Origin of the sequence: Pseudomonas sp. PsB, assembly GCF_043658375.1 — a bacterium.
Classification (GTDB): Bacteria; Pseudomonadota; Gammaproteobacteria; order Pseudomonadales; family Pseudomonadaceae; genus Aquipseudomonas; species Aquipseudomonas putida_Z.
On the sequence record NZ_JBIGLU010000035.1, the window covers coordinates 21284 to 43706 of the forward strand.

At 64.0% G+C, this 22423-nt stretch carries 18 protein-coding genes; 8 read left to right on the plus strand and 10 right to left on the minus strand.

All coding sequences use genetic code 11. The features are described from left to right. Positions 1-77: 77 nt before the first annotated feature. From ACGLHT_RS25730 to ACGLHT_RS25750, 5 genes are read left to right on the plus strand one after another with little or no spacing between them, the layout of a single operon-like run. Positions 78-884: an alkaline phosphatase family protein gene (locus ACGLHT_RS25730; RefSeq protein WP_075044040.1), complete on the plus strand. Its 807-nt coding sequence runs from the start codon at positions 78-80 to the stop codon at positions 882-884. Then, positions 881-1732 (plus strand): ABC transporter permease subunit, encoded by an 852-nt coding sequence (locus ACGLHT_RS25735; RefSeq protein WP_046616725.1) that lies wholly within the window; start codon positions 881-883, stop codon positions 1730-1732. The genes ACGLHT_RS25730 and ACGLHT_RS25735 overlap by 4 nt, the downstream gene beginning before the upstream one ends. Then, positions 1722-2516, plus strand: coding sequence for an ABC transporter permease (locus ACGLHT_RS25740; RefSeq protein ID WP_013971414.1), 795 nt, complete (start codon positions 1722-1724; stop codon positions 2514-2516). Before ACGLHT_RS25735 ends, ACGLHT_RS25740 begins: the two co-directional genes overlap by 11 nt. Before the next feature lies 1 nt (position 2517). After that, complete coding sequence (locus tag ACGLHT_RS25745) at positions 2518-3507, plus strand: ABC transporter ATP-binding protein (protein WP_025338060.1); 990 nt, start codon at positions 2518-2520, stop codon at positions 3505-3507. Between the two features lie 14 nt (positions 3508-3521). Continuing rightward, a complete protein-coding gene (locus ACGLHT_RS25750) occupies positions 3522-4175 on the plus strand; it encodes an HAD family phosphatase (protein ID WP_274120162.1) in 654 nt (217 codons plus the stop codon). Between the two features lie 117 nt (positions 4176-4292). Here the strand turns inward: ACGLHT_RS25750 and ACGLHT_RS25755 are convergent, their stop codons facing one another. Then, positions 4293-5255, minus strand: a complete 963-nt coding sequence (locus ACGLHT_RS25755) for an NAD(P)H-quinone oxidoreductase (RefSeq protein ID WP_274120161.1) — start codon at positions 5253-5255, stop codon at positions 4293-4295. 143 nt (positions 5256-5398) lie between these two features. Here ACGLHT_RS25755 and ACGLHT_RS25760 point away from each other — a divergent pair, with 143 nt between their 5' ends. Both ACGLHT_RS25760 and ACGLHT_RS25765 read left to right on the plus strand, forming a co-directional pair. Then, on the plus strand, positions 5399-7480 hold the full coding sequence (locus ACGLHT_RS25760; protein ID WP_170978816.1) for a carboxy terminal-processing peptidase: 2082 nt from the start codon (positions 5399-5401) through the stop codon (positions 7478-7480). Between the two features lie 118 nt (positions 7481-7598). Then, complete coding sequence (locus tag ACGLHT_RS25765) at positions 7599-8567, plus strand: EAL domain-containing protein (RefSeq protein WP_274120160.1); 969 nt, start codon at positions 7599-7601, stop codon at positions 8565-8567. A gap of 150 nt (positions 8568-8717) precedes the next feature. On the opposite strand, the gene ACGLHT_RS25770 is transcribed toward ACGLHT_RS25765, so the two are convergent. The 9 genes from ACGLHT_RS25770 to ACGLHT_RS25810 form a co-directional block, all read right to left on the minus strand. Next, positions 8718-9086, minus strand: coding sequence for a hypothetical protein (locus ACGLHT_RS25770; protein WP_013971408.1), 369 nt, complete (start codon positions 9084-9086; stop codon positions 8718-8720). Then, complete coding sequence (locus ACGLHT_RS25775; protein WP_039614580.1) at positions 9083-9421, minus strand: helix-turn-helix transcriptional regulator; 339 nt, start codon at positions 9419-9421, stop codon at positions 9083-9085. The genes ACGLHT_RS25770 and ACGLHT_RS25775 overlap by 4 nt, the downstream gene beginning before the upstream one ends. 111 nt (positions 9422-9532) lie before the next feature. Next, positions 9533-9973, minus strand: coding sequence for a YkvA family protein (locus ACGLHT_RS25780; protein ID WP_015269270.1), 441 nt, complete (start codon positions 9971-9973; stop codon positions 9533-9535). Positions 9974-10266: 293 nt separating this feature from the next. Next, on the minus strand, positions 10267-11031 hold the full coding sequence (locus tag ACGLHT_RS25785; protein WP_003257347.1) for an FKBP-type peptidyl-prolyl cis-trans isomerase: 765 nt from the start codon (positions 11029-11031) through the stop codon (positions 10267-10269). Between the two features lie 549 nt (positions 11032-11580). Beyond that, the gene (pcaQ, locus tag ACGLHT_RS25790) at positions 11581-12513 is read right to left on the minus strand and encodes a pca operon transcription factor PcaQ (protein WP_274120159.1); all 933 of its coding nucleotides are present in this window, start codon (positions 12511-12513) and stop codon (positions 11581-11583) included. 48 nt (positions 12514-12561) lie between these two features. Further along, positions 12562-13503, minus strand: a complete 942-nt coding sequence (locus ACGLHT_RS25795; RefSeq protein ID WP_212734916.1) for an RHS repeat-associated core domain-containing protein — start codon at positions 13501-13503, stop codon at positions 12562-12564. A 287-nt stretch (positions 13504-13790) separates the two neighbouring features. Next, complete coding sequence (gene nirD, locus ACGLHT_RS25800) at positions 13791-14153, minus strand: nitrite reductase small subunit NirD (RefSeq protein ID WP_137163201.1); 363 nt, start codon at positions 14151-14153, stop codon at positions 13791-13793. After that, entirely contained in the window at positions 14153-16705 is a 2553-nt protein-coding gene (nirB, locus tag ACGLHT_RS25805; RefSeq protein ID WP_025338051.1) for a nitrite reductase large subunit NirB, read from the minus strand. The genes nirD and nirB overlap by 1 nt, the downstream gene beginning before the upstream one ends. A 304-nt stretch (positions 16706-17009) precedes the next feature. Further along, positions 17010-21035, minus strand: coding sequence for a bifunctional nitrate reductase/sulfite reductase flavoprotein subunit alpha (locus ACGLHT_RS25810; RefSeq protein ID WP_274120158.1), 4026 nt, complete (start codon positions 21033-21035; stop codon positions 17010-17012). Positions 21036-21372: 337 nt separating this feature from the next. Between ACGLHT_RS25810 and map the strand changes: the two genes are divergently transcribed. Further along, positions 21373-22149 (plus strand): type I methionyl aminopeptidase, encoded by a 777-nt coding sequence (gene map / locus ACGLHT_RS25815; protein WP_137163198.1) that lies wholly within the window; start codon positions 21373-21375, stop codon positions 22147-22149. Positions 22150-22423: the final 274 nt, after the last annotated feature.

Consider the following 22423-nt stretch of genomic DNA (forward strand, 5'->3'; position numbering starts at 1 on the left):
TTCGCTGTCCCTGTGGGAGCGGCCTTGTGTCGCGAAAGGAGGGCGAAGCCCTCCCCGGTTCCTTTGCGGAGTATTGAATGAGCCACAACGTCATCCTGGTCCTGCTCGACGGCCTCAACTACCAGGTCGCCCATCACGCCATGGGCCACCTGCACGCCTACGTCGAGGCCGACCGTGCCGCGCTGTACCGCGTGGAATGCGAACTGCCGTCGCTGTCGCGGCCGCTGTACGAGTGCATCCTCACCGGTGTGCCGCCGATCGACAGCGGCATCGTGCACAACAACGTCAACCGCCTGTCCAACCAGCGCAGCGTGTTCCACTACGCCCGCGAGGCCAACCTGGGCACTGCGGCGGCGGCCTATCACTGGATGAGCGAGCTGTACAACCGCTCGCCCTTCGACCCGCAGCGCGACCGCCATACCCACGCACCGAAACTGCCGATCCAGCACGGGCTGTTCTACTGGGACGACCGTTACCCCGATTCGCACCTGCTGGCCGATGGCGAATACCTGCGCCGCCGCCACGCCCCCAACTTCCTGCTGGTGCACCCGATGAGCATCGACGATGTCGGCCACCACCACGGCCTGGACAGCAGCCAGTACCGCAACGCCGCGCGCAGCGCCGACATCCTGCTGGCCGACTACCTGCCAGGCTGGCTCGAAGAGGGCTACCAGGTACTGGTCACCGCCGACCACGGCATGAACAACGACCGCTCGCACAATGGCCTGCTGACCGAGGAGCGCGAAGTGCCACTGTTCGTATTCGGCGATGCCTTCAGCCTCGACCCAGCGGCCAAACCGCTGCAGACCGAGCTGTGCGGGACCATCTGCGAGCTGCTCGGCGCACCGCATGATAAGAGCGTCTGCCGGGAGCTGCTGAAGTGACCACACCCAAGAGCAGCAGCGCCCGTGGCCGCTACCTGGCCCTGCTCTGCCTGCTACCGTTCGCCGTGTTCTTCGTCATCTTCCAGATCGCCCCGCTGGCCTGGGTGGCGATCAACAGCCTGCAATCGGAAGCAGGTTGGGGCGTGGACAACTTCAGCAAGGTATTCGCCTCGAAGTTCTACCTGCAGGCCCTGCAACGCAGCCTGGAGATCAGCTTCTGGTCAAGCCTTTTCGGCATCGTCATCGCCACCCTCGGCGCCTATTCGCTGCGCCAGGTGGACTCGAAGCTGCGCGACTTCGTCAGCGCCTTCGCCAACATGACCAGCAACTTCGCCGGGGTGCCGCTGGCCTTCGCCTTCATCATCCTGCTCGGTTTCAACGGCGCGCTGACCCTGCTGCTGAAGCAGGTCGGCCTGCTGGAGGACTTCAGCATCTATTCCAAGAGCGGGCTGATCCTGGTGTACACCTACTTCCAGATCCCGCTTGGCGTGTTGCTGCTGTACCCCGCGTTCGACGCCCTGCGTGAAGACTGGCGCGAGTCGGCCGCGCTGCTGGGCGCCAACCACTGGCAATTCTGGCGGCACATCGGCCTGCCGGTGCTGACCCCGGCACTGCTGGGCACCTTCGTCATCCTGTTGGCCAACGCGCTCGGTGCCTATGCCACCGTGTACGCGCTGACCACCGGCAACTTCAACGTACTGCCGATCCGCATCGCCGGCCTGGTGGCCGGTGACATCAGCCTCGATCCCAACCTGGCCAGCGCCCTGGCGATGGTCCTGGTGGGGCTGATGACGCTGGTCACGGTGGTGCATCAATGGCTGCTGAAAAGGAGCTACCATGCGCGCTGACGCCCGTTCCGGCGGCTGGTACCACCGCGCCGTGGTCTACCTGCTGTTCCTCATCCTGCTGCTGCCGCTGGCCGGCACCCTGCTCTACTCGCTGGCCACCAGCTGGTCGGCCAGCCTGCTGCCCAGCGGCCTGACCTTCAAGTGGTACATCGCGCTGTGGAGCGAGCCGCGCTTCCTGGCTGCCTTCGGCCAGTCGCTGCTGGTGTGCGTGGGCGCGCTGCTGCTGTCGGTGGTGCTGATCCTGCCGCTGCTGTTCGTGGTGCACTACCACTTCCCCAGGCTCGACGCACTGATGAACATCCTCATCCTGCTGCCGTTCGCGGTGCCGCCGGTGGTGTCGTCGGTGGGGCTGCTGCAGCTGTATGGCAGCGGGCCCATGGCCATGGTCGGCACGCCGTGGATCCTGATCGGCTGCTACTTCACCATTGCCCTGCCGTTCATGTACCGCGCCATTACCAACAACCTGCAGGCGATCAACCTGCGCGACCTGATGGATGCCGCCCAGCTGCTGGGCGCCAGCACCTGGCAGGCGGCGCTGCTGGTGGTGCTGCCGAACCTGCGCAAGGGCCTGATGGTGGCACTGCTGCTGTCGTTCTCGTTCCTGTTCGGTGAGTTCGTGTTCGCCAACCTGCTGGTCGGCACCCGCTACGAGACCCTGCAGGTGTACCTGAACAACATGCGCAACAGCAGCGGCCACTTCAACAGCGCGCTGGTGATCTCGTACTTCGCCTTCGTGCTGGTACTGACCTGGGTCGCCAACCGCCTGAACAAGGACAAGACCTGACATGAGCTTCGTCAGCGTACAGAAACTGCAAAAAAGCTACGCCGGCAGCCCGGTGTTCGAGAACATCGACTGCCGTATCGAACGCGGCGAGTTCGTTACCCTGCTTGGCCCGTCCGGTTGCGGCAAGTCCACGCTGCTGCGCTGCATCGCCGGGCTCACCCCGGTGGACAGCGGGCAGATCCTGCTCGACGGCCATGACATCGTGCCGCTGAGCCCGCAAAAGCGCGGTATCGGCATGGTGTTCCAGAGCTATGCGCTGTTCCCCAACATGACCGTGGAGCAGAACGTCGCCTTCGGCCTGCGCATGCAGAAGGTCAAGGCCGAAGAAAGCCAGGCCCGGGTACGCGAGGCGCTGGAGCTGGTGGAGCTGGGCAACTTCGCCGGGCGCTACCCGCACCAGTTGTCCGGCGGCCAGTGCCAGCGCGTGGCCCTGGCCCGTTCGCTGGTCACCCGCCCGCGCCTGCTGCTGCTCGACGAGCCGCTGTCGGCGCTGGATGCGCGCATCCGCAAGCACCTGCGCGAGCAGATCCGCGCCATCCAGCGCGAGCTGGGGCTGACCACCATTTTCGTCACCCACGACCAGGAAGAGGCGCTGACCATGTCCGACCGCATCTTCCTGATGAACCAGGGGCGCATCGTCCAGAGCGGCGATGCCGAAACCCTCTACACCGCGCCGGTGGACCTGTTTGCCGCCGGCTTCATCGGCAACTACAACCTGCTCGACGCCGACAGCGCCAGCCGCCTGCTGCAGCGCCCGGTGGCCAGCCGCCTGGCGATCCGCCCCGAGTCGATCACCCTGGGCATCAACGGCGAACTGGACGCCGAAGTGCGCAGCCACAGCCTGCTGGGCAACGTGATCCGCTACCGGGTGCGGGTACGCGAGGTGGAACTGGTGGTCGACGTGCTCAACCGCTCACCGTCCGACCTGCACGCGGACGGGCAACGGGTAAGCTTGTCGATCGACCCCACGGCGCTACGAGAAGTGGCCTAAGGAGAATCAACACCATGGCACTGGCAATTTTCGATCTGGACGAAACCCTGATCCACGGCGACTGCGCGTCGCTGTGGAGCGAGCAGATGGCCCGGCTGGGCTGGGTCGACGGCAAGGACTTCCTGCGCCGCGACCATGAGTTGATGGAAGCCTACGGCAGGGGCCACCTGCGGATGGAGGAGTACATGGCCTTCAGCCTGGAGCCGATTGCCGGGCGCACCCTGGAAGAGGTCGAGCACCTGGTGGCGCCGTGGGTCGAAGAGGTGATCGAGCCGATCATCTACGGCGACGCCTGCCGCTGCATTGCCGAGCACCGCAAGCGTGGGGATCGCATCCTGATCATTTCGGCGTCGGGTACGCACCTGGTCGGGCCGATTGCGGCGCGGCTTGGGGTGGACGAATACCTGGCGATCGAACTGGAGGCGGTGAACGGGGTTTATACCGGCAAGACCCATGGGGTGCTGACCTATCGCGAAGGGAAGATCACGCGGTTGCTGGAGTGGCTGGACCAGGAGCAGGAGAACCTGGAGGGGGCGAGTTTCTATTCCGACTCGCGGAACGATTTGCCGTTGTTGCTGAGGGTAGATCATCCGCATGTGGTGAACCCGGATGCGGTGTTGCGGGAGCATGCCGAGATCAATGGCTGGCCGGTTCTAAGCTGGACTTGAGGGCCATGGGGGCGCTTTGCGCCCCTTTCGCGACACAAGGCCGCTCCTACAGGAGATTGCATTCCCTTGTAGGAGCGGCCTTGTGTCGCGATGGGCTGCAAAGCAGCCCCGGCAATCTCAAGCCAGGCCTGGGTCGATCACCATCACCAGCTTGCCCGACACCTGATTGGTCTCAAGCTCGGCATACGCCGCCTGGGCAAACTCCACCGGGTAGGTATCCACCAGCTGCGGCGACAGGCGCCCTTCGGCAAACAGCGGCCAAACCTGCTGCTGCAAATCGCGCAGCAACTCGGCCTTGAAGCCGTCATCGCGGTTGCGCAGCGTGGAGCCGGTAATCTCCAGGCGCTTGCCCAGTACCTGTGCCAGGTCCAGCTCGAACTTGCGCCCGCCCATCAGGCCGATGATCACCCAGCGCCCGTCACGCGCCAGCAGCTTGAGGTTGAGCTCGCCGTAGCTGGCGCCCACCGGGTCGAGAATCACATCGAACGGGCCGAAACCTTCCAGCGCCTCCAGGTTCTCGTTGCGTACCACACCGCCGGCGGCGCCCAGCGCCTCGCAGTAGGCCAGGCGGTCCTGCGAACCGACGCTGACCCACACCGGGCTGCCGAATGCCTTGCACAGCTGGATGGCGGCCGAGCCAACGCCGCTGGCGCCAGCGTGCACCAGCACTTTCTCGCCAGCTTTAACGCCACCCAGCTGGAAGATGTTCAGCCAGGCAGTGGCATACACCTCCGGCAACGCCGCCGCCTCGTGCAGGCTCAGGCCTTCGGGCACAGGCAGCACGTGGCGGGCATCCACCACCACTTCCTCGGCCATGGCGCCGCTGGCCAGCAGCGCGCACACCCGGTCACCCACCCGCCAGTCGGCACCGGCACCCACTTCCTCGATCACCCCGGCGCACTCCAGGCCCATGTAAGGGCTGGCGCCTGGCGGTGGTGGATACAAACCTTTCATCTGCAGCAGATCGGCGCGGTTCAGCCCCGCTGCGGCCACGCGAATACGCACCTGGCCAGCGTCACAGGTCGGGCGCTGCGCCTCGACCCAAGCCACATGTCCGTCAACGCCTTGCAATGCCTTCACAGTGCCTCCATAGTTGAATCATATGACCGAGCCTGGGTGAGCATGTCCCAGGCTTTTTGCAGTATGCGCCCGGCTCCCATGGAACCGGCGAACGGATAAGACGGCCTACTATGCGTGATCAATTGTCTCCACGTCGAATCAGCATGAAGCATTTCCTCCCAAGCACCGCCCTGGCGCTGATGATCGGCCTGGGCGGCCTCACGCTCGGCGGCAATGCGGCGGCCGCCAACAAATGGGACAGCCTGCAGCCGGACCGCGACGAGATCGTCGCCAGCCTCAACGTGGTGGAATTGCTCAAGCGCCACCACTACAGCAAGCCGCCGCTGGACGACGCCCGTTCGGTCATCATCTATGACAGCTACATCAAGCTGCTGGACCCGGCGCGCAGCTACTTCACCGCTGCCGACATCGCCGAATTCGACAAATGGAAAACGCAATTCGACGATTTCCTCAAGAGCGGTAACCTGGACCCGGGCTTCACCATCTACAAACGCTACCTGGACCGCGTCAAGCAACGCCTGGACTTCGCCCTGGCCGAGCTGAACAAGGGCGTGGACAAGATCGACTTCAACGCCAAGGAAACCTTGCTGATCGACCGCAAGGACGCCCCATGGATGAAGGACCAGGCCGAGCTCGACGATTTGTGGCGCAAACGCGTCAAGGACGAAGTGCTGCGCCAGAAGATCGCCGGCAAGGAACCCAAGCAAATCCAGGAAACCCTGACCAAGCGCTACAAGAACCAGCTGTCGCGCCTGGACCAGACCCGTGCCGAGGACATCTTCCAGGCCTACATCAACACCTTCGCCCAGTCCTACGACCCGCACACCAACTACCTGTCGCCGGACAACGCGGAAAACTTCGACATCAACATGAGCCTGTCGCTGGAAGGCATCGGCGCAGTGCTGCAAAGCGACAACGACCAGGTCAAGATCGTGCGCCTGGTGCCGGCTGGCCCGGCGGCCAAGACCAAGCAGGTGGCACCGGCCGACAAGATCATCGGCGTGGCCCAGGGCAACAAGGAAATGGTCGACGTGGTCGGCTGGCGCCTGGACGAAGTGGTCAAGCTGATCCGCGGCCCGAAAGGCTCGGTGGTGCGCCTGGAGATCATCCCGGCCAGCAACGCGCCTAGCGACCAGACCAGCAAGATCGTGTCGATCACCCGCGAGGCGGTGAAGCTCGAAGAGCAGGCAGCGAAGAAGTCGGTGCTCAAGCTCAAGCAGGACGGGCGTGACTACAAGCTGGGCATCATCGAGATCCCGGCCTTCTACCTCGACTTCAAGGCCTACCGCGCCGGTGACCCGGAGTACAAGAGCACCACGCGGGACGTGAAGAAGCTGCTCACCGAACTGCAGAAAGAAAAAGTCGACGGCGTGGTCATCGACCTGCGCAACAACGGCGGCGGCTCGCTGCAGGAAGCCACCGAGCTGACCAGCCTGTTCATCGAGAAAGGCCCGACCGTGCTGGTGCGCAACAGCGACGGCCGTGTTGACGTGCTGGAAGACGAAAACCCCGGTGCCTTCTACAAGGGCCCGCTGGCGCTGCTGGTCAACCGCCTGTCGGCCTCGGCTTCGGAGATCTTCGCCGGTGCCATGCAGGACTACCACCGTGCGCTGATCATCGGTGGCCAGACCTTCGGCAAAGGCACCGTGCAGACCATCCAGCCACTCAACCATGGCGAGCTGAAGCTAACCCTGGCCAAGTTCTACCGGGTTTCCGGGCAGAGCACCCAACACCAGGGCGTGCTGCCGGACATCGACTACCCGTCGATCATCGACACCAAGGAAATCGGCGAGAGCGCCCTGCCCGAGGCCATGCCATGGGACACCATTCGCCCGGTGGTCAAGCCGGCGGCCGACCCGTTCAAGCCGTTCCTGGCCCAGCTCAAGGCGCAGCATGAAGCGCGCAGCGACAAGGACGCGGAGTTCACCTACATCCGCGACCGCCTGGCCCTGACCCAGAAGCTGATGAACGAGAAGACCGTCAGCCTCAACGAGCAGGACCGCCGTGCACGCCACGACGAAATCGAGGCCAAGCAGCTGGCGCTGGAGAACATCCGCCGCAAGGCCAAGGGTGAAGAGCCGCTGAAGGAGCTGAAGAAAGAGGACGAGGACGCGCTGCCGACCGAGGATGAAAACACCAAGCCGGAAGACGATGCCTACCTGTCGGAAACCGGTCGCATCCTGATCGACTACCTGAGTGCGAGCACCAAGGTGGCCAAGAAGTAAGGCACTGCGGCAATGATGGCAAATTAGCTTCACTTGTCATCAAACAGTCATCGCGCTGTCGTGAAATAGAGGGGCCGGGCGTGGAAACGCCCGGCCCTTTCATTTTCAGGAATACGTCATGACCGTCGCCGAACAGCTCAGTGCCTTGAGTGCCATCCTGGCTCAACGCAGCATTCACAGTCTGTTCCAGCCGATCATGTGCCTGAGCGAGCAACGGGTTTTCGGCCATGAAGCATTGAGTCGAGGGCCGTCCAACAGCCCGCTGCACGCACCGCTGAACCTGTTTACCATCGCACGCCAGGCCGGCCGCCTGACCGAGCTGGAGGCTGCCTGCCGGGAAAGCGCCTGCCGGCGTTTCAGCGAACAGCAGTTGCAGGGCAAGCTGTTTCTCAACATCTCGCCGGAATCGCTGCTGGAGCCGCACTACCCGTCCGGCCAGACCCTGAAACTGCTCGAACAGGTCGGCCTGCCACCCAGCCGGGTGGTGATCGAACTGACCGAACACACCCCGACCGACGACTTCCAGCTGCTGTCCAATGCCCTGCACCACTACCGGGACATGGGCTTCTCGATTGCCATCGACGATCTGGGGGCGGGTTACTCGAGCCTGCGCCTGTGGTCGGAGCTGCGCCCCGAATACGTGAAGATTGACCGCCATTTCATCGACGGCATCCACCGCGACCCGCTCAAGCGTGAGTTCGTCGGTTCGATACTGCAGATTGCCCGGGCGTCGAAGGCGCAGGTAATTGCCGAAGGCATCGAGCTGGCGGAAGAGCTGGCGGTGCTGGTGGAGATGGGCGTGGACCTGGTGCAGGGCTACCTGCTGGGGCGGCCGCAAGAGCTGGGGGTGCGCGAAAGCCGGCCGCTACCGGCGCTGATGAACGTTCCGCTGGCCGAACAGCCGACGGTGCGGCTCAATGCGACGATTGGGCAGTTGCTGGAGTTGTTTGGCCGGCACCGGCACCTGGAGGTATTGGAGGTGGTGGATGCCGATGGCAGGGCTTGTGGGCTGATCCACAGAGATGCTTTGCCTGTTCCGGCCTCTTCGCGGGTAAACCCGCTCCCACAGGTTCACCACACATCTTGAACCTTGTGCATTACCTTGTAGGAGCAGCCTTGTGCTGCGAAGAGGGCATTACACATACCGGCCCTTTCGCAGCACAAGGCTGCTCCTACAGGTCGGCGCTATCCCTGTGGGAGCGGGTTTACCCGCGAAGAGGCCGGAACAGGCAACGAATCAGGCTGTTTCGGGGTAGCTGTACTCGAACACCCGAACTACCTCGGAGGCATGCCACGACGCCGCCTCCATGCCATCCACCGGCCCGGAGAAACGCCCCAGGCGCTCCACGCACTCAAAAAAACCGGTACGCGGCAAACGGCTGGCACCCTGGCTGATCACCAGCGAGCTGCGCAATGGCTGCTCGGCGCGGGCATCCAGCACCGCCAGGTACTCCAGCGCGGCTGTCAGCGTCTGCATGGCCGGGCTGGGCAACTGCAAGCGCTCGATGAGCGCTCGATACGTCAGCAAGTGACGTTGACGACGGGCCAGGTCAAGCTCGCCCAGCAGGTTATCCCAGTGCTGACGGCTGATCCTGACCTGGCTCATGATGGCTCGCTCCAGCCAGCCACCCCCAGATGCCAGGCCAGGGCTCGGCGGATGGCAGCATCCGGCTGGCGTTCGCCCGATTCGATCATGGCCAGGTAAGCCGGGCTTACCCCGACATTGCGCGCCAGTTGCTCAGGGGCAATGCCCTTGGCCTGGCGAATCTGTGCCACTTCGCTGAAGGCCGGCAATGGCGCACTGGCTGCATCGCCCTGCGCTTCACTGGCAACCACCTCGGCAGGTGCCTGCCCTGCGGCCTTGAGTAGTGCCTGGTACTGTTCCCAGGGAACGACGGCGTACTCGGGTTGACCGTCCCGGCTGATGACCTGAATACCCATTACAAACCCCTTTAAAAAGGATTACAGCATGTAATCCGTAGGCATAACCCTTATGCCAATTATATTACCAACTCTGGGGTCTGTGCAGTTGCGCTGCGGTTGCGGCCAGTTTCACTGCGTGTTGCGTTCCAACCGCAGCGCTTCGGGGGTGGCCGGCAGGCGCTCGACCACGCGCAGCCGCTCGGGCGCCTGGCTGTCGCGCCAGGCCTTGAAGCGCGCCAGTTCGTCAGCCACGGTCTTAAGCACCCAACCCAGTACCGCGATGTCGTCGAGGAAACCCACGCCCAGCAGCCAGTCGGGGATGGCGTCGATGGGGCTGACGAAATACAGCAGCCCGGCGACGATGGTGACCAGCGCCTTGGGGCTGATGGCGCGGTACTCGCCGCGCCACCAGGCCAGGCACAGCGACTGCAGCAGCTTCACATCTTCACGCAACTGGCCGATGCGCGGGCCTTTGCGGGCTACCGCAAACAGCAAGGCCGGCAACCGGCCACGGCTGAGCAGGCGCTCGGCCAAGGGCAGGAAACGGGCGAAATTCCAGGGTGCGCTCATGGAGCCTCCAAGAGGAAAAGGTTATCCACATTTATTGTGGATAACCTTGTGAACAGGGCGACGTTTCCGACCCCAGGTGCCTGCCGGGCAAGGGCCCCGGTCAGATCGGGCGTTTTTTACACAGTCGTTTCACACCTTGGGTGCGTACGCCGCAAACGGTTTGCGTCAGAAGCATTCTGCTTCTTCACGCTGCATTTCCTCGGACAGTATCAGCAGTTGCAGGTTCGTCCAACTACCCGACACAAACGAAAACGCCCCGTCAGGACGGGGCGTTTTGCGTGGGCCAGCCAGTGTTACTTGGCAGGCGCTTCGGCCGGGGCCTCGGCAGGAGCTTCCGCTTCCGGCTCGGCGCCTTGCAGTTGGGCCGGATCCTTGATGGCGATCAGTTCCAGGTCGAATACCAGTACCGAGTTGGCCGGGATCAGCGGGCTTGGGCTCTGCGCACCGTAGGCCAGTTCAGCCGGGATGAACAGCTTGTACTTCTCGCCGACGTGCATCAGCTGCAAGCCTTCGACCCAACCCGGGATCACGCCGCTGACCGGCAGGTCGATCGGGCTGCCGCGCTCGACGGAGCTGTCGAACACCTTGCCATCGATCAGCTTGCCTTCGTAGTGGACGGTGACCACGTCAGTCGCCTTGGGCTGCGGGCCGTCGGCCTTCTTAACCACTTCGTACTGCAGGCCCGAGGCAGTGGTGACCACGCCTGGTTTCTTGGCGTTTTCCTCGAGGAACTTCTTGCCGGCGGAGGCGGCTTCTTCGCTGGCCTTGGCCAGGCGCTCTTCGGCACGCTTCTGCAGCGCGGTGAAGGCCTCTACCAGCTCTTCGTCCTTGATGCGCTGTTCCTTCTTGCCAACGGCGTCTTCGATGCCGAGGGCGACTGCTTTCGAATCAAGGTCTTCCATGCCTTCCTGAGCCAGGCTCTTGCCCATGTTCAGGCCGATACCGTAGGAGGCTTTCTGTGCCGGAGTCTTCAGCTCGGGGCTGCTGGTCTGTTGATCACAGCCAGCCAGTACCAGGCCTACCAGGGCAACCGCAGCCGCCAAACGATGCTGTTTCATGCTATTTCCTTGTTCATGCGCCAAAAGGGCAATCAGGGTAAAGCCGCGAGCTTAGCAGGCGGCCATGACCAATGGCTACCGGCATAGGAGCGGGTTTTGGTAAGGAAGTTCAGTAGTTAAACGCTTATTCATCAAAGGATGTGCAGCCACTGGCCAGTATTGACCGGTTGCGGCGCCTTTGCCCGGTTTTGCGGGGGATTTATTTGTGCGAAGTCCGAGATTGGTTGGGAGGGAGGTGAATGCCGCGGGTGTATGTCGGGAGGTTTGCAGCGCCTGTGAGATCGAGCGCCGCCCGCGCGGCGCTTCGCAGCACAAGGCTGCTCCTACATCTGTTTCGGGCCAGTTATTCCTGAAGCAGAGGCGCGCGTCCCTTGGTGTTCACCTCGATATCGTGACGGACCAACAAGGCGGTCGCGCGCATTGGTACAGGCGTTACTGGCCCGAAACAGATGTAGGAGCAGCCTTGTGCTGCGAAGCGCCGCGCGGGCGGCGCTCGATCTCACAGGCGCCGACCATCTACCGGCGAACACTACCAGCCCCACCACCCCCTCAAGGATACCGCCCCTCGCGATACTGCTCCGCCACCTCGCGCAACACCTCGCATACCCACTGCCCAGGCAGGCTCTGCGGCAAGGCGGCATTGCGACAGATGCCGACCGAGCCGCCTGGCTCGCGCACACCCAGGTCGAGCTCGACCAGCTCGCCCCGGCGCAGGTCGAGCAGCACCGCATCGCGCGGCGCCACCCACACGGCATCGCTGCCCAGCAGGTAGCGCCGGCTCAGCGCCAGCGACAGGGTTTCCAGGCGCTGGGCGGGCATCTGGATGCCACATTGCACGAACAGGCTGTCGGCATGCTGGCGGATGGTGGTGCCTGCGGGCGGCAATACCAACGGGTAACGGCCCACCTGCGCCCGCTCCACCGGCGTGCCGGCCAGCAACGGGTGGCCGGGCCGCACCACCAGGCTCATCGACTCGCTGTACAGGTGCTCGAACGACAGGCCCTGGATCTGCGGGCTGTCGGTCATGCGCCCGACCACCAGTTCCAGTTCGCCCAGGCGCAACTGGCCGAGCAGCTGCGCGCTGACCCCGGTGACCACACTGATCACCAGCGCCTCATGCCGCTGATGCAGGCGGCACAGCACTTCGGGCATGAGCAGGCCTTCGACCGTGGACAACACGCCGATGCGCACTTGCGACGGTGCCCGCGCCTCGCCACGCAGGCTGCTGACGCCATCGCGCAGGGCCTGCACGCTGGGCCCGGCATAGCGCATGAAACGCGTACCGGCCGGGGTCAGCTCGACGCCCTGGCGGCTGCGCACGAACAGGCGCGTTTCCAGCAGGTCTTCGAGTTCCTTGAGGGTCTTGGAGATGGCTGGCTGGCTGATTGCCAGGATGTCGGCAGCCCTGGCCAGGCTGCCCTGCCGGGCAATCTCCAGGAAGCACAGCAGGTGGCGGTACTTGATGCGGGTGTCGAGGTTCATGGCGGGGCGATCTGTAAAAACGAGCTACCACTTTACGCCTTCAGGTGGTCATTGCCTCAACTTGAGAGCCAAGTCTTTCGGTTCGTTCGATACTTCACGTGGTGCAATTGCCGGCTTTACCGTGACAGGTGCATAGGCGAACCGCGCAAAATCGGGGTCGTCGGAAGCCATCGTTTTGATCAGCTTGACCCAGTAATTGTCCATGCTGCCATTGATCATGGCCGGCCGATTATCATCCGTCCACAAACTGCCCTGATAGCCTGTCGAAGGCGCCTGAGTAATGTTCGCCATGTCCTGGATAAATGAGGATTGGCCGTTAGCGGAATTGCATGCCAGGATATGCGTCTCTTGCCCGTTCATAGAGTAACCATGTTTTTGCAAAGTCTGCACAACTGCACGTGCGGGATGGTTGACCCGCTGAGTTCCAATTCTGCCGGCCACACCATGAGCCCCGATATTCAGAACCTGCACTCCAGAAACATTCTGCGAGTAGAAAACCCGCATCCCATCAATCACTTTGATGGGGCCCCTGTAGTAAAAAACCTCGGCATTTATTGGTGAATGACCGCTGGGGTCGCTCAAGTTGACAGGGTCCCCTTTTACAAAGGCATATGCATTCAACCCACCCTTGCCAAACGGTGATTGGTTATCGGCGCTTTGAAAGCGCATCAACACTGGGCTGTAGGTACGGTAGCCATTTCCCAGAGGGTAGCACTGCGTCAGCATATCGCAGCGTTCACCTTTGAAGCCGATATCCTTTACCGGCCGATGTGCAGCGACACCATGAACAGCGAAACATCGATGAGCGCACGTCGCACTTTCAATTTCAGATAGCACCGAACCTTGTGAATCGCTGCCGATAATTCTAGTTAAACCAACTGATGAGCGAATGGCTGATAGCCCCACATCAAAGCGCATGCAGGAGAGAAACTCATCCCCGCCGACAAGCGTTGAAACACCATTGCGCCCATAGAAATACTTTCGGATCATGGACCTCATTATGGACATAGTGCCAGTTACCTCTATCCCCTGCGCTACCGGCTATCATGAACGCACCATCAAGACAAATGTACTGGCAGATATACCAGTTGCGATAAGGCCTGCAACCTGCAGGAGCTGACTTGCCTGCGATGGGCCGCGAAGCGGCCCTGGGATATCAGCATCATGGCAACAGTTGCCGGGGCTGCTGTGCAGACCTTTCGCTACACAAGGCTTCTCCCACAGGTCCTGTGCACGTCTTGAGAGCGGGTTTGTTGGCGAAGGCAGCGGATGGGGGATCAGACCACTGCCAACTCCACCGCCTCACCATTCAAGCGCACCGGCCACACCCGCAAACGCTGCCCGGCATCTTCCAGGCACTCCCCGCTTTGCAGGCTGAAGTGCTGCTTGTACAACGGCGCGGCCACCACCAGCTCGCCCTGCACACTGCCAACCAGCCCGCGGCCGATGATGTTGGCGCCGGACCGCGGGTCGCGGTTGTCCACCGCGTACAGCGGCTGCGCCTGCCCCGGCAGGTAGAACAGCGCCACCTGGGCCCCGTCGAGCCAGACCACCACCCCGGAATCGGCCACCAGGTCATCCGCCTGGCACACCGCCTGCCAGTTCTCGTGGGTTTTCACAGCAGCATTGGACAGGTTCATCAGACAGCCTCCTCGACGGTTGGGATCAGGTGCAGTGGCGCAGCAGGCCGGCGCTGTTCGCGTTCGCGCACGAAGTGCACGTCCGGGTCGGCGCGGCGGTCGTTGACGAAAGTACGGAAGCGCTTGAGCTTCTCGGGGTCGTTGAGGGCGTTGGCCCACTCGCATTCATACTGGTCGACCACATGCTGCATCTGCGCCTCCAGCTCGCTGGCCAGGCCCAGGCTGTCGTCGATGATCACCTGCTTCAGGTAGTCCAGCCCACCTTCCAGGTTCTCGCGCCACACCGAGGTGCGCTGCAGTTTGTCGGCGGTGCGGATGTAGAACATCAGCACGCGGTCGATCAGGCGCACCAGGGTTTCGTCGTCGAGGTCGGTGGCAAACAGTTCGGCATGCCGCGGGCGCATGCCGCCATTGCCGCACACATACAGGTTCCAGCCCTTGTCGGTGGCGATCACGCCGATGTCCTTGCTCTGTGCCTCGGCGCATTCGCGAGTGCAACCGGACACCGCGAACTTGAGCTTGTGCGGGCTGCGCAGGCCTTTGTAGCGGTCTTCCAGACGCAGGGCCATGCCGACGCTGTCCTGCACGCCGTAACGGCACCAGGTGCTGCCAACGCACGATTTCACCGTGCGGGTCGACTTGCCGTAGGCATGGCCGGTTTCGAAGCCGGCCTCGATCAGCTCGCCCCAGATCAGCGGCAGCTCGTGCAACTGGGCGCCGAACAGGTCGATGCGCTGGCCGCCGGTGATCTTGGTGTACAGGTCGTACTTTTTCGCCACCTGGCCGATCACGATGAGCTTGTCGGGGGTGATCTCACCACCGGGGATGCGCGGCACCACCGAGTAGGTGCCGTTCTTCTGCATGTTGGCCATGAAGGTGTCGTTGGTGTCCTGCAGCGGCACCAGCGCCGGGTCCATGATCGGCTGGTTCCAGCACGAGGCGAGGATACTGCCCACCGCCGGCTTGCAGATGTCGCAGCCAACGTGGCCCTTGCCGTGGCGTTCGAGCAGTTCGTTGAAGGTGCGGATACCCTCTACCCGCACCAGCCCGTACAGCTCCTGACGGGTGTAGGCGAAGTGCTCGCACAGGCTCTTGTCCACCGCCACGCCGCGGGCGGTCAGCTCATGCTCGAACACCTGCTTGAGCAGTGCCGCGCAACCACCACAACCGGTGGCGGCCTTGGTGCAGCCCTTGACTGCGGCAAGGTCGCCGCAGCCGCTGTCGATGGCGGCGCAGACCGCGCCCTTGCTGACGTTGTGGCAGGAGCAGATGGTCGCGCTATCGGGCAGTGCATCGGCGCCCAGGGCCGGTGCGCCGCCGCCTTGCGGCAGGATCAATGCCGCGGGGTCGGCTGGCAGGGCGATGCCGTTCTGGGCGTACTGCAGCAGGGTGTCGTAGTAGCTGTTGTCGCCCACCAGCACCGCACCGAGCACGTGCTTGCCGCTGGCATCCACCACCAGCCGGCGGTAGGCGCTGTTGGCTTCGTCGATGAAGCGGTAGCTGCGTGCGCCCGGGGTGGCGCCATGGGCATCGCCGATGGAACCGACATCCACGCCCAGCAACTTGAGCTTGGTCGACATGTCGGCACCGGTGAATTCGCCAGCGGCTTCACCCATCAGCAATGCCGCCAGGTTGCGCGCCATGCTGTAGCCCGGGGCGACCAGGCCGAACACGCTGCCGTTCCACGAGGCGCACTCGCCGATGGCAAAGATGCGTGGGTCGCTGCTGCGGCAATGGTTGTCGATGACCACGCCGCCACGCGCGGCGATGTCCAGGCCACAGGCACGGCCCAGGGCATCCTGCGGGCGGATACCCGCAGAGAACACGATCAGGTCGGTTTCCAGGTGCTCGCCGCCATCGAAGTTCATGCGGTAGCGGTAGTCTTCACCCGCACTGATCGACTGGGTGGCGCGCGACAGATGCACGCCAACGCCCAGCGCTTCGATCTGTGCCTTGAGCGCGGCACCGCCCTCGCCGTCCAGCTGCACCGGCATCAGCCGTGGGGCGAATTCCACCACGTGGGCTTCCAGGCCCAGCGACTTGAGGGCGTTGGCTGCTTCCAGGCCAAGCAGGCCACCGCCCACTACCACGCCACGGCGGGCACTGGCTGCGGCAGCGCGGATGCCGTCGAGGTCGTCAAGGGTGCGGTAGACCAGGCGGGCATTGCCGCTGGAACCTTCGATCGGCGGCACGAACGGGTAGGAACCTGTGGCCAGCACCAGCTGGTCGTAGCCATAGCGGCCCTCGGCGGTGACCACTTCGCCGCGCTCACGGTCGATTTCCAACACCGCTTCGCCGAGGTGCAGGTGCACACCGTTGGTACCGTAGAAGTCCTGCTCGCACAGGGCCAGGGTTTCGGCACAGCTGCCGCCGAAGTACTCGGACAGGTGAACGCGGTCGTAGGCGCGTTGGCGCTCTTCGCCGAACACATGCACTTCGAAGCGCTGCAGGGCGCCGCGGCTGACCAGTTGTTCGACGCAATGGTGGCCGACCATGCCGTTGCCGACGATGACCAGTCGCTCTCGTTGCCCGCTGCTCGCTGTTGCCTTCATAAGCCGATCCTCGATCAAAAAAAAAGCGCCTGGAGCCGAAGCTCCAGGCGCCTTTGCCTGTATTCATCACGGTAGGGGGCCCGGGTTGATCGCCGTTGATCAGTGGGCTTTGTTGTAACCAGGGTAAAGCAGGGAGTGTGCCAACTGGGTTGCCTGTGCCGGCCTCTTCGCGGGTAAACCCGCTCCCACAGGGATCTCCACAATTTTCAGACCTGTGCAGTACCTGTGGGAGCGGGTTTACCCGCGAAGAGGCCGGCACAGGTCATGCACATTCACAGTGCACAACACCCCATCCCGGTGCACATCAATACACATCCCGCCGATACCGCTTGGCCCTGCCCAGCGCTTCGACATAAGCCGCAGCCGCCGCTGCATCCATGCCGCCATGCTCGGCGACGATCGCCCGCAACGCCGCATCCACATCCTTGGCCATGCGCTGCGCATCGCCACACACATAGAAGTACGCCCCCGCCTCCAGCCACTGCCACAACTGCGCGCCCTGTTCGAGCATGCGCTGCTGCACGTAAACCTTCTCGGCCTGGTCGCGCGAGAACGCTGTGTCCAGGCGCAAGTGCCCTGCAGCCTGCCAGGCCTGCAGCTGCTCCTGGTAATAGAAATCGGTGGCCGCGTACTGCTCGCCGAAGAACAGCCAGTTGGCCCCTTTCGCCCCACGTGCCTCTCGCTCTTCGAGGAAGGCCCTGAACGGCGCAATGCCGGTGCCGGGGCCGACCATGATCACCGGCACGCTGTCGTCCTCGGGCAGGCGAAAGTGCTTCGACACTTGCGGGAAGATGGCTACCTTCAGCGCCTGCGCACGGTCGGCAAGGAAGCTTGAACACACCCCTTTGCGCGCGCCATAGCGCACCGTGGAAACGGTCAGGTGCACTTGCTGCGGGTGCGCCAGCGGGCTGGAGCTGATCGAATACAGGCGCGGCTGCAACGGTTTGAGCAGCTCCAGCCAGCTGGCCAGCGGCAGCTGCTGGGGGAAGGTGCGCAGCACATCGACCAGTTGCCGCCCCCACAACCAGTCCTGCAGCTCGGCCTTGCACTCGGGCTGCAGCAGGCGCTGCAGGTCCGGGGCATTGCCGGCGAAGGCCTGCAGCTGCTGCGTGGTGACCTTGGCGATCTCCAGGTGCGCTTGCAGGGCTTCGGTCAGCGGCATGGCGGGCTGGCCTTTCAGCTGAACCATGGTCTGGCCATCGAGCTGCATCAGCACCAGCAGCTCGTCGACCAGGGCCGGACAGTTGCGCGGCCACACGCCCAAGGCATCACCGGCGGCATAGGTGAAACCGCTGCCGCTCAGGTCGAACACCAGTTGACGGGTTTCCTTGCTGGCACCCGGGCCGTTGAGCAGGCGGTTTTCCAGCAAGGTGGCAGCCCAGGGTTGCTGCTTGCCATAGGCCGCCACGGGCGCAGGCTCGGTGACCGGTTGCGGTGCAGCAGCGCTGCCAAGCGTGGGCAGCAGCGCATCCAGCCAGGCGGCGAAGGCGTCGTCGAAGTCCGGCTCGCAGTCCACCCGCTGCAGCAGGCGCCGCCCACCCAGCTCGGCCAGGCGTTGGTCGAGCTTGCGGCCAAAGCCGCAGAACTGGTCGTAACTGGAGTCGCCCAGGGCCAGCACGGCAAAAGGCAGTTCGGCGCAGTGGGCGCCCTCCTCGCCTTGCAAGGCTTGCCAGAATGCCGCTGCACTGTCGGGTGCGTCACCATCGCCAAAGGTGCTGGCGATCAGCACCACGCTGGCGGCGCCCTGCAGCTGGCGCGGGCTGACCGCTTCCATGCAACTGAGCTGCACGTCGAGGCCGGCACCGCGCAGGCGCTCGGCACAGCGTTCGGCCAACAGCTCGCCGTTGCCGGTTTGCGAAGCCCACAGCACCTGATGCCGTGGTGCTATCAACGCCGCATCGGGCAGCACCGCCGGCTGGGCGAACAGCCCGGCCAGCAAGCCATCGACGAACAGCCGGCGTGTGGCGGCCAGCGGCGCACTGGCCGGCAGGCAGGGCACGCCCTCGGCGCGGGCCTGGTCCAGGCCCAGCAGGAAGCCTTGCAGGTAATGACGCTCTTCCTCGGCCAGCACCGGAGCTGGCAGGGTGTCCAGGCCAAGCAGACGGGACAGGGTGGCGGTCGGCATGCGGGCAGGCTCCGGATTGGCAGTGTTCAGATCAAGGGCTTCGATGCGCTCACCTGCAACCCGCTCCAGGGTCACGGCACAATGCTTGAACGCCGGCTGCAGCGACAGCGGGTCGACCGCATCGCAGGTCACGGCGTTGATCGCCAGTTGTTCGCCGATCAGGTCATTCCAGTGGAACGGGGCAAAGCAGTTGCCAGGCATGACCCGGTCGCTGATTCGCGCGGGCAGCACGGCCTGCCCGCGGCGCGAGCGAATGGCCACCTGATCCTTTTCGGCAATGCCCAGCCGGGCAGCATCGTCGCGGTGGATTTCCACGAAGGGGCCGGGCTCCAGCTTGTTCAGCGCCGGTACCTTGCCGGTCTTGGTCAGGGTGTGCCACTGGTGCTGCACGCGGCCGGTATTCAGCACCATGGGGTAATCGGCATCCGGCAGCTCCGCCGCCGGCAACCAGGGCCGGGCGAAGAAGCGGGCCTTGCCGCTGGCGGTCGGGAAGGCCAACACCGGGCACTCGCCCTGGGCATCGTGCAACAGCGTCTGGCTGCTGCCGTCGTTGTGGTAGCGCAGCGGGCTGCGCGGGTTGTTGCGGCCTGGGGCGCAGGGCCACTGGTGCGGCTGTTCGCGTAGTTCGGCATAGCCGATGCCCCGCAGGTCGTAGCCGGTGGTTGGGTTGTGAAAGCGGCGGATCTCCTCGTACACCGCCTCGGCATCGGGGTAGTCGAAGGCGTCGGCATAGCCCATGGCGCAGGCGACCCGGGCGATGATCTGCCAGTCTGGCAGGCTCTGCCCGGGCGGTTCGACGGCACGTGGCATGAGGGTGAGGTTGCGCTCGCTGTTGATCATCACGCCCTCGCCTTCGGCCCACAGCGCAGCCGGTAGCAGGATGTCGGCGTAGCGGTTGGTCTCGGTGTCGAGGAAGGCATCCTGGGTAATCACCAGTTCGGCCTGGCGCAGGCCGTCGATCACCTGCTGGCGGTTGGCGACACTGGCCACCGGGTTGCTGCAGATGATCCAGCAGGCTTTTACCACGCCGCTTTTCATCTGCTCGAACAGCGCCACCGTGCCCTCGCCGCCTTCGCTGCGCAGGCTGCCCGGGGCCAGTTGCCACTGCTGCTCGACGAAGGCGCGGTCTTGCGCTACCAGCGCCGAGCGCTGGCCTGGCAGGCCGGGGCCCATGTAGCCCATCTCACGGCCGCCCATGGCATTGGGTTGGCCGGTCAGCGAGAACGGCCCACTGCCGGGGCGGCAGATGGCGCCCGTGGCCAGGTGCAGGTTGCAGATCGCATTGGTGTGCCAGGTGCCGTGGATGCTCTGGTTCAGGCCCATGGTCCAGCAGCTCATCCAGTTGCTGGCGCCGCCGATCCATTCGGCGGCCTTGATGATGTCGGCCTCGGCCAGCCCGGTGATGGCGGCCACCCGGTCAGGGGTGTAGTCATCGAGAAAGGACGGCAGTTCGTCCCAGCCTTCGGTGTGGCGGGCGATGAAGCCGGGGTCGGTGTGGCCGTTACGCAGCAGCAGGTGCAGCAGGCCATTGAGCAAGGCCATGTCGCTGCCGGGGCGCACCTGCAGGAACAGGTCGGCCTTGTCGGCGGTGGCGCTGCGCCGCGGGTCGACGACGATCAGCTTGGCCCCCGCCTTGACCCGGTCGAGCAGGCGCAGGAACAGGATCGGGTGACAGTCGGCCATGTTGGCGCCGATCACCAGGAATACGTCGGCGTGCTCGAAGTCCTGATAGCTGCCGGGCGGGCCATCGGCACCGAGCGACAGCTTGTAGCCGCTGCCGGCACTGGCCATGCACAGGCGCGAGTTGGACTCGATGTGGCGGGTGCGGATAAAGCCCTTGGCCAGCTTGTTGGCCAGGTACTGGGCCTCCAGCGACATCTGCCCGGACACGTACAGCGCCACGGCGTCGGGGCCGTGCTGGTCGATGATGCCACGCAGGCGCGCAGCGGCGGCGGCGATGGCCTGGTCGATGCCGGTACGCGCTGGCTGCTGGCTGCGCTGCTGGCGCACATAGGCATCCTCCATGCGCCCGGCGGCGGTCAGCGGCAGGTGTGCGGTGAGGCCTTTGGTGCACAGGCGGCCGAAGTTGCTGGGGTGCTGCTTGTCGCCGCTGACCTTGCCGACCTTGCCATCGGCGACGCTCATGACGATGCCGCAACCGACGCCGCAGTAGGGGCAGACGCTGCGCACTTCGCTGTTGGCCATGGGCGGGCTCCTGTAGGGAACGCAAAAAGGCGCCGGCTGCCCCTGCTTGCTGGGCAAGCGGGGCAACACGGCGCCTTTGTCGTGAAGTTTTGTGGGCTGTCGACGTTGATAGCCCTGGATGGAGGTGAAACAGCAATTTATGGGCCAGCTGTGCCGACCCTTTCGCGGGCATGCCCGCTCCCACAGGGATATCACAAGGCCTGAGGGCGGTGCTGTACCTGTGGGAGCGGGCGTGCCCGCGAAGAGGCCGGTACAGGCTATGCACCATGCGATGGCACCCCCACACCCCATGGCGCTATGCTGGGGCACATTCCAGCACGAGCCACTGCACTCCTCCATGTCCCAGGTGATTATCAAGACCCCCGCCCAACTCGACCTGATGCGCCGCGCCGGCCAACTGCTTGCCCAGGTGTTCGCCGACCTCGACAGCTTCATCCGCCCCGGCGTGACCACCATGCAGATCAACGACCGCGCCGAGGCGTTCATCGTCGGCACGCTCAAGGCCCGCCCGGCGAGCAAGGGCCAGTATGGATTCCCCTATTCGCTCAACACCTCGGTGGACCATGTGGTGTGCCATGGCATGCCCAAGGTCGATGAAGTGCTGAAGGAAGGCTCGATCATCAACGTCGACATCACTCTGGAACAAGGCGGCTATATCGCCGACTCGTCAAAGATGTACAGCATCGGGCCGATCAGCGATGAGGCGCAGCGCCTGGTCGACACCACCTATGACGCGCTATGGAAAGGCATCGAACAGGTACGCCCCGGGGCTACGCTGGGTGATATCGGCCATGCCATCCAGACCCATGCCGAAGCGGCGGGCTACAGCGTCGTACGTGAGTATTGCGGGCATGGCATTGGCCAACAGATGCATGAAGGGCCCGAGGTGCTGCACATTGGCCAGCGCGGGATGGGCCTGAAGTTGAAGCCGGGGATGGTGTTTACCATCGAACCGATGATCAACCAGGGCGGACGCGGGACGCGCACGCTGAAGGATGGCTGGACGGTGATTACCCGCGACCACAGCTTGTCGGCGCAGTGGGAGCATACCGTGGCGGTGACCGAGGATGGGTTTGAAGTGCTGACTTTGCGGGAAGAAGAGCGTCCTAGCTGAAATTGCCGGGGGCGCTTTGCGCCCCTTTCGCGACACAAGGCCGCTCCTACAGGAGATCGCGTCACTCGCTGACTGCGCATACCCCTGTAGGAGCGGCCTTGTGTCGCGATGGGCCGCAAAGCGGCCCCAGGATTTCATGAACGATGAAATCGCTCAGGATGCAGAAACAAAAAAAGCGACCCTAAGGTCGCTTTTTTTGTTACTTCCGGGTGTTCAGTAGGCCCTGGAAGTGGAATATGGCGCAGCGGACGGGACTCGAACCCGCGACCCCCGG

What these genes read in the sequence shown, in the direction of transcription:
- ACGLHT_RS25730 (WP_075044040.1), top strand. Translation starts at nt 78, where the DNA reads ATGAGCCACAACGTCATCCTGGTCCTGCTCGACGGCCTCAACTACCAG.
- ACGLHT_RS25740 (WP_013971414.1), top strand. Translation starts at nt 1,722, where the DNA reads ATGCGCGCTGACGCCCGTTCCGGCGGCTGGTACCACCGCGCCGTGGTC.
- ACGLHT_RS25745 (WP_025338060.1), top strand. Translation starts at nt 2,518, where the DNA reads ATGAGCTTCGTCAGCGTACAGAAACTGCAAAAAAGCTACGCCGGCAGC.
- ACGLHT_RS25750 (WP_274120162.1), top strand. Translation starts at nt 3,522, where the DNA reads ATGGCACTGGCAATTTTCGATCTGGACGAAACCCTGATCCACGGCGAC.
- ACGLHT_RS25760 (WP_170978816.1), top strand. Translation starts at nt 5,399, where the DNA reads ATGAAGCATTTCCTCCCAAGCACCGCCCTGGCGCTGATGATCGGCCTG.
- ACGLHT_RS25765 (WP_274120160.1), top strand. Translation starts at nt 7,599, where the DNA reads ATGACCGTCGCCGAACAGCTCAGTGCCTTGAGTGCCATCCTGGCTCAA.
- ACGLHT_RS25770 (WP_013971408.1), bottom strand. Translation starts at nt 9,086, where the DNA reads ATGAGCCAGGTCAGGATCAGCCGTCAGCACTGGGATAACCTGCTGGGC.
- ACGLHT_RS25775 (WP_039614580.1), bottom strand. Translation starts at nt 9,421, where the DNA reads ATGGGTATTCAGGTCATCAGCCGGGACGGTCAACCCGAGTACGCCGTC.
- ACGLHT_RS25780 (WP_015269270.1), bottom strand. Translation starts at nt 9,973, where the DNA reads ATGAGCGCACCCTGGAATTTCGCCCGTTTCCTGCCCTTGGCCGAGCGC.
- ACGLHT_RS25785 (WP_003257347.1), bottom strand. Translation starts at nt 11,031, where the DNA reads ATGAAACAGCATCGTTTGGCGGCTGCGGTTGCCCTGGTAGGCCTGGTA.
- pcaQ (WP_274120159.1), bottom strand. Translation starts at nt 12,513, where the DNA reads ATGAACCTCGACACCCGCATCAAGTACCGCCACCTGCTGTGCTTCCTG.
- ACGLHT_RS25795 (WP_212734916.1), bottom strand. Translation starts at nt 13,503, where the DNA reads ATGATCCGAAAGTATTTCTATGGGCGCAATGGTGTTTCAACGCTTGTC.
- nirD (WP_137163201.1), bottom strand. Translation starts at nt 14,153, where the DNA reads ATGAACCTGTCCAATGCTGCTGTGAAAACCCACGAGAACTGGCAGGCG.
- nirB (WP_025338051.1), bottom strand. Translation starts at nt 16,705, where the DNA reads ATGAAGGCAACAGCGAGCAGCGGGCAACGAGAGCGACTGGTCATCGTC.
- ACGLHT_RS25810 (WP_274120158.1), bottom strand. Translation starts at nt 21,035, where the DNA reads ATGGCCAACAGCGAAGTGCGCAGCGTCTGCCCCTACTGCGGCGTCGGT.
- map (WP_137163198.1), top strand. Translation starts at nt 21,373, where the DNA reads ATGTCCCAGGTGATTATCAAGACCCCCGCCCAACTCGACCTGATGCGC.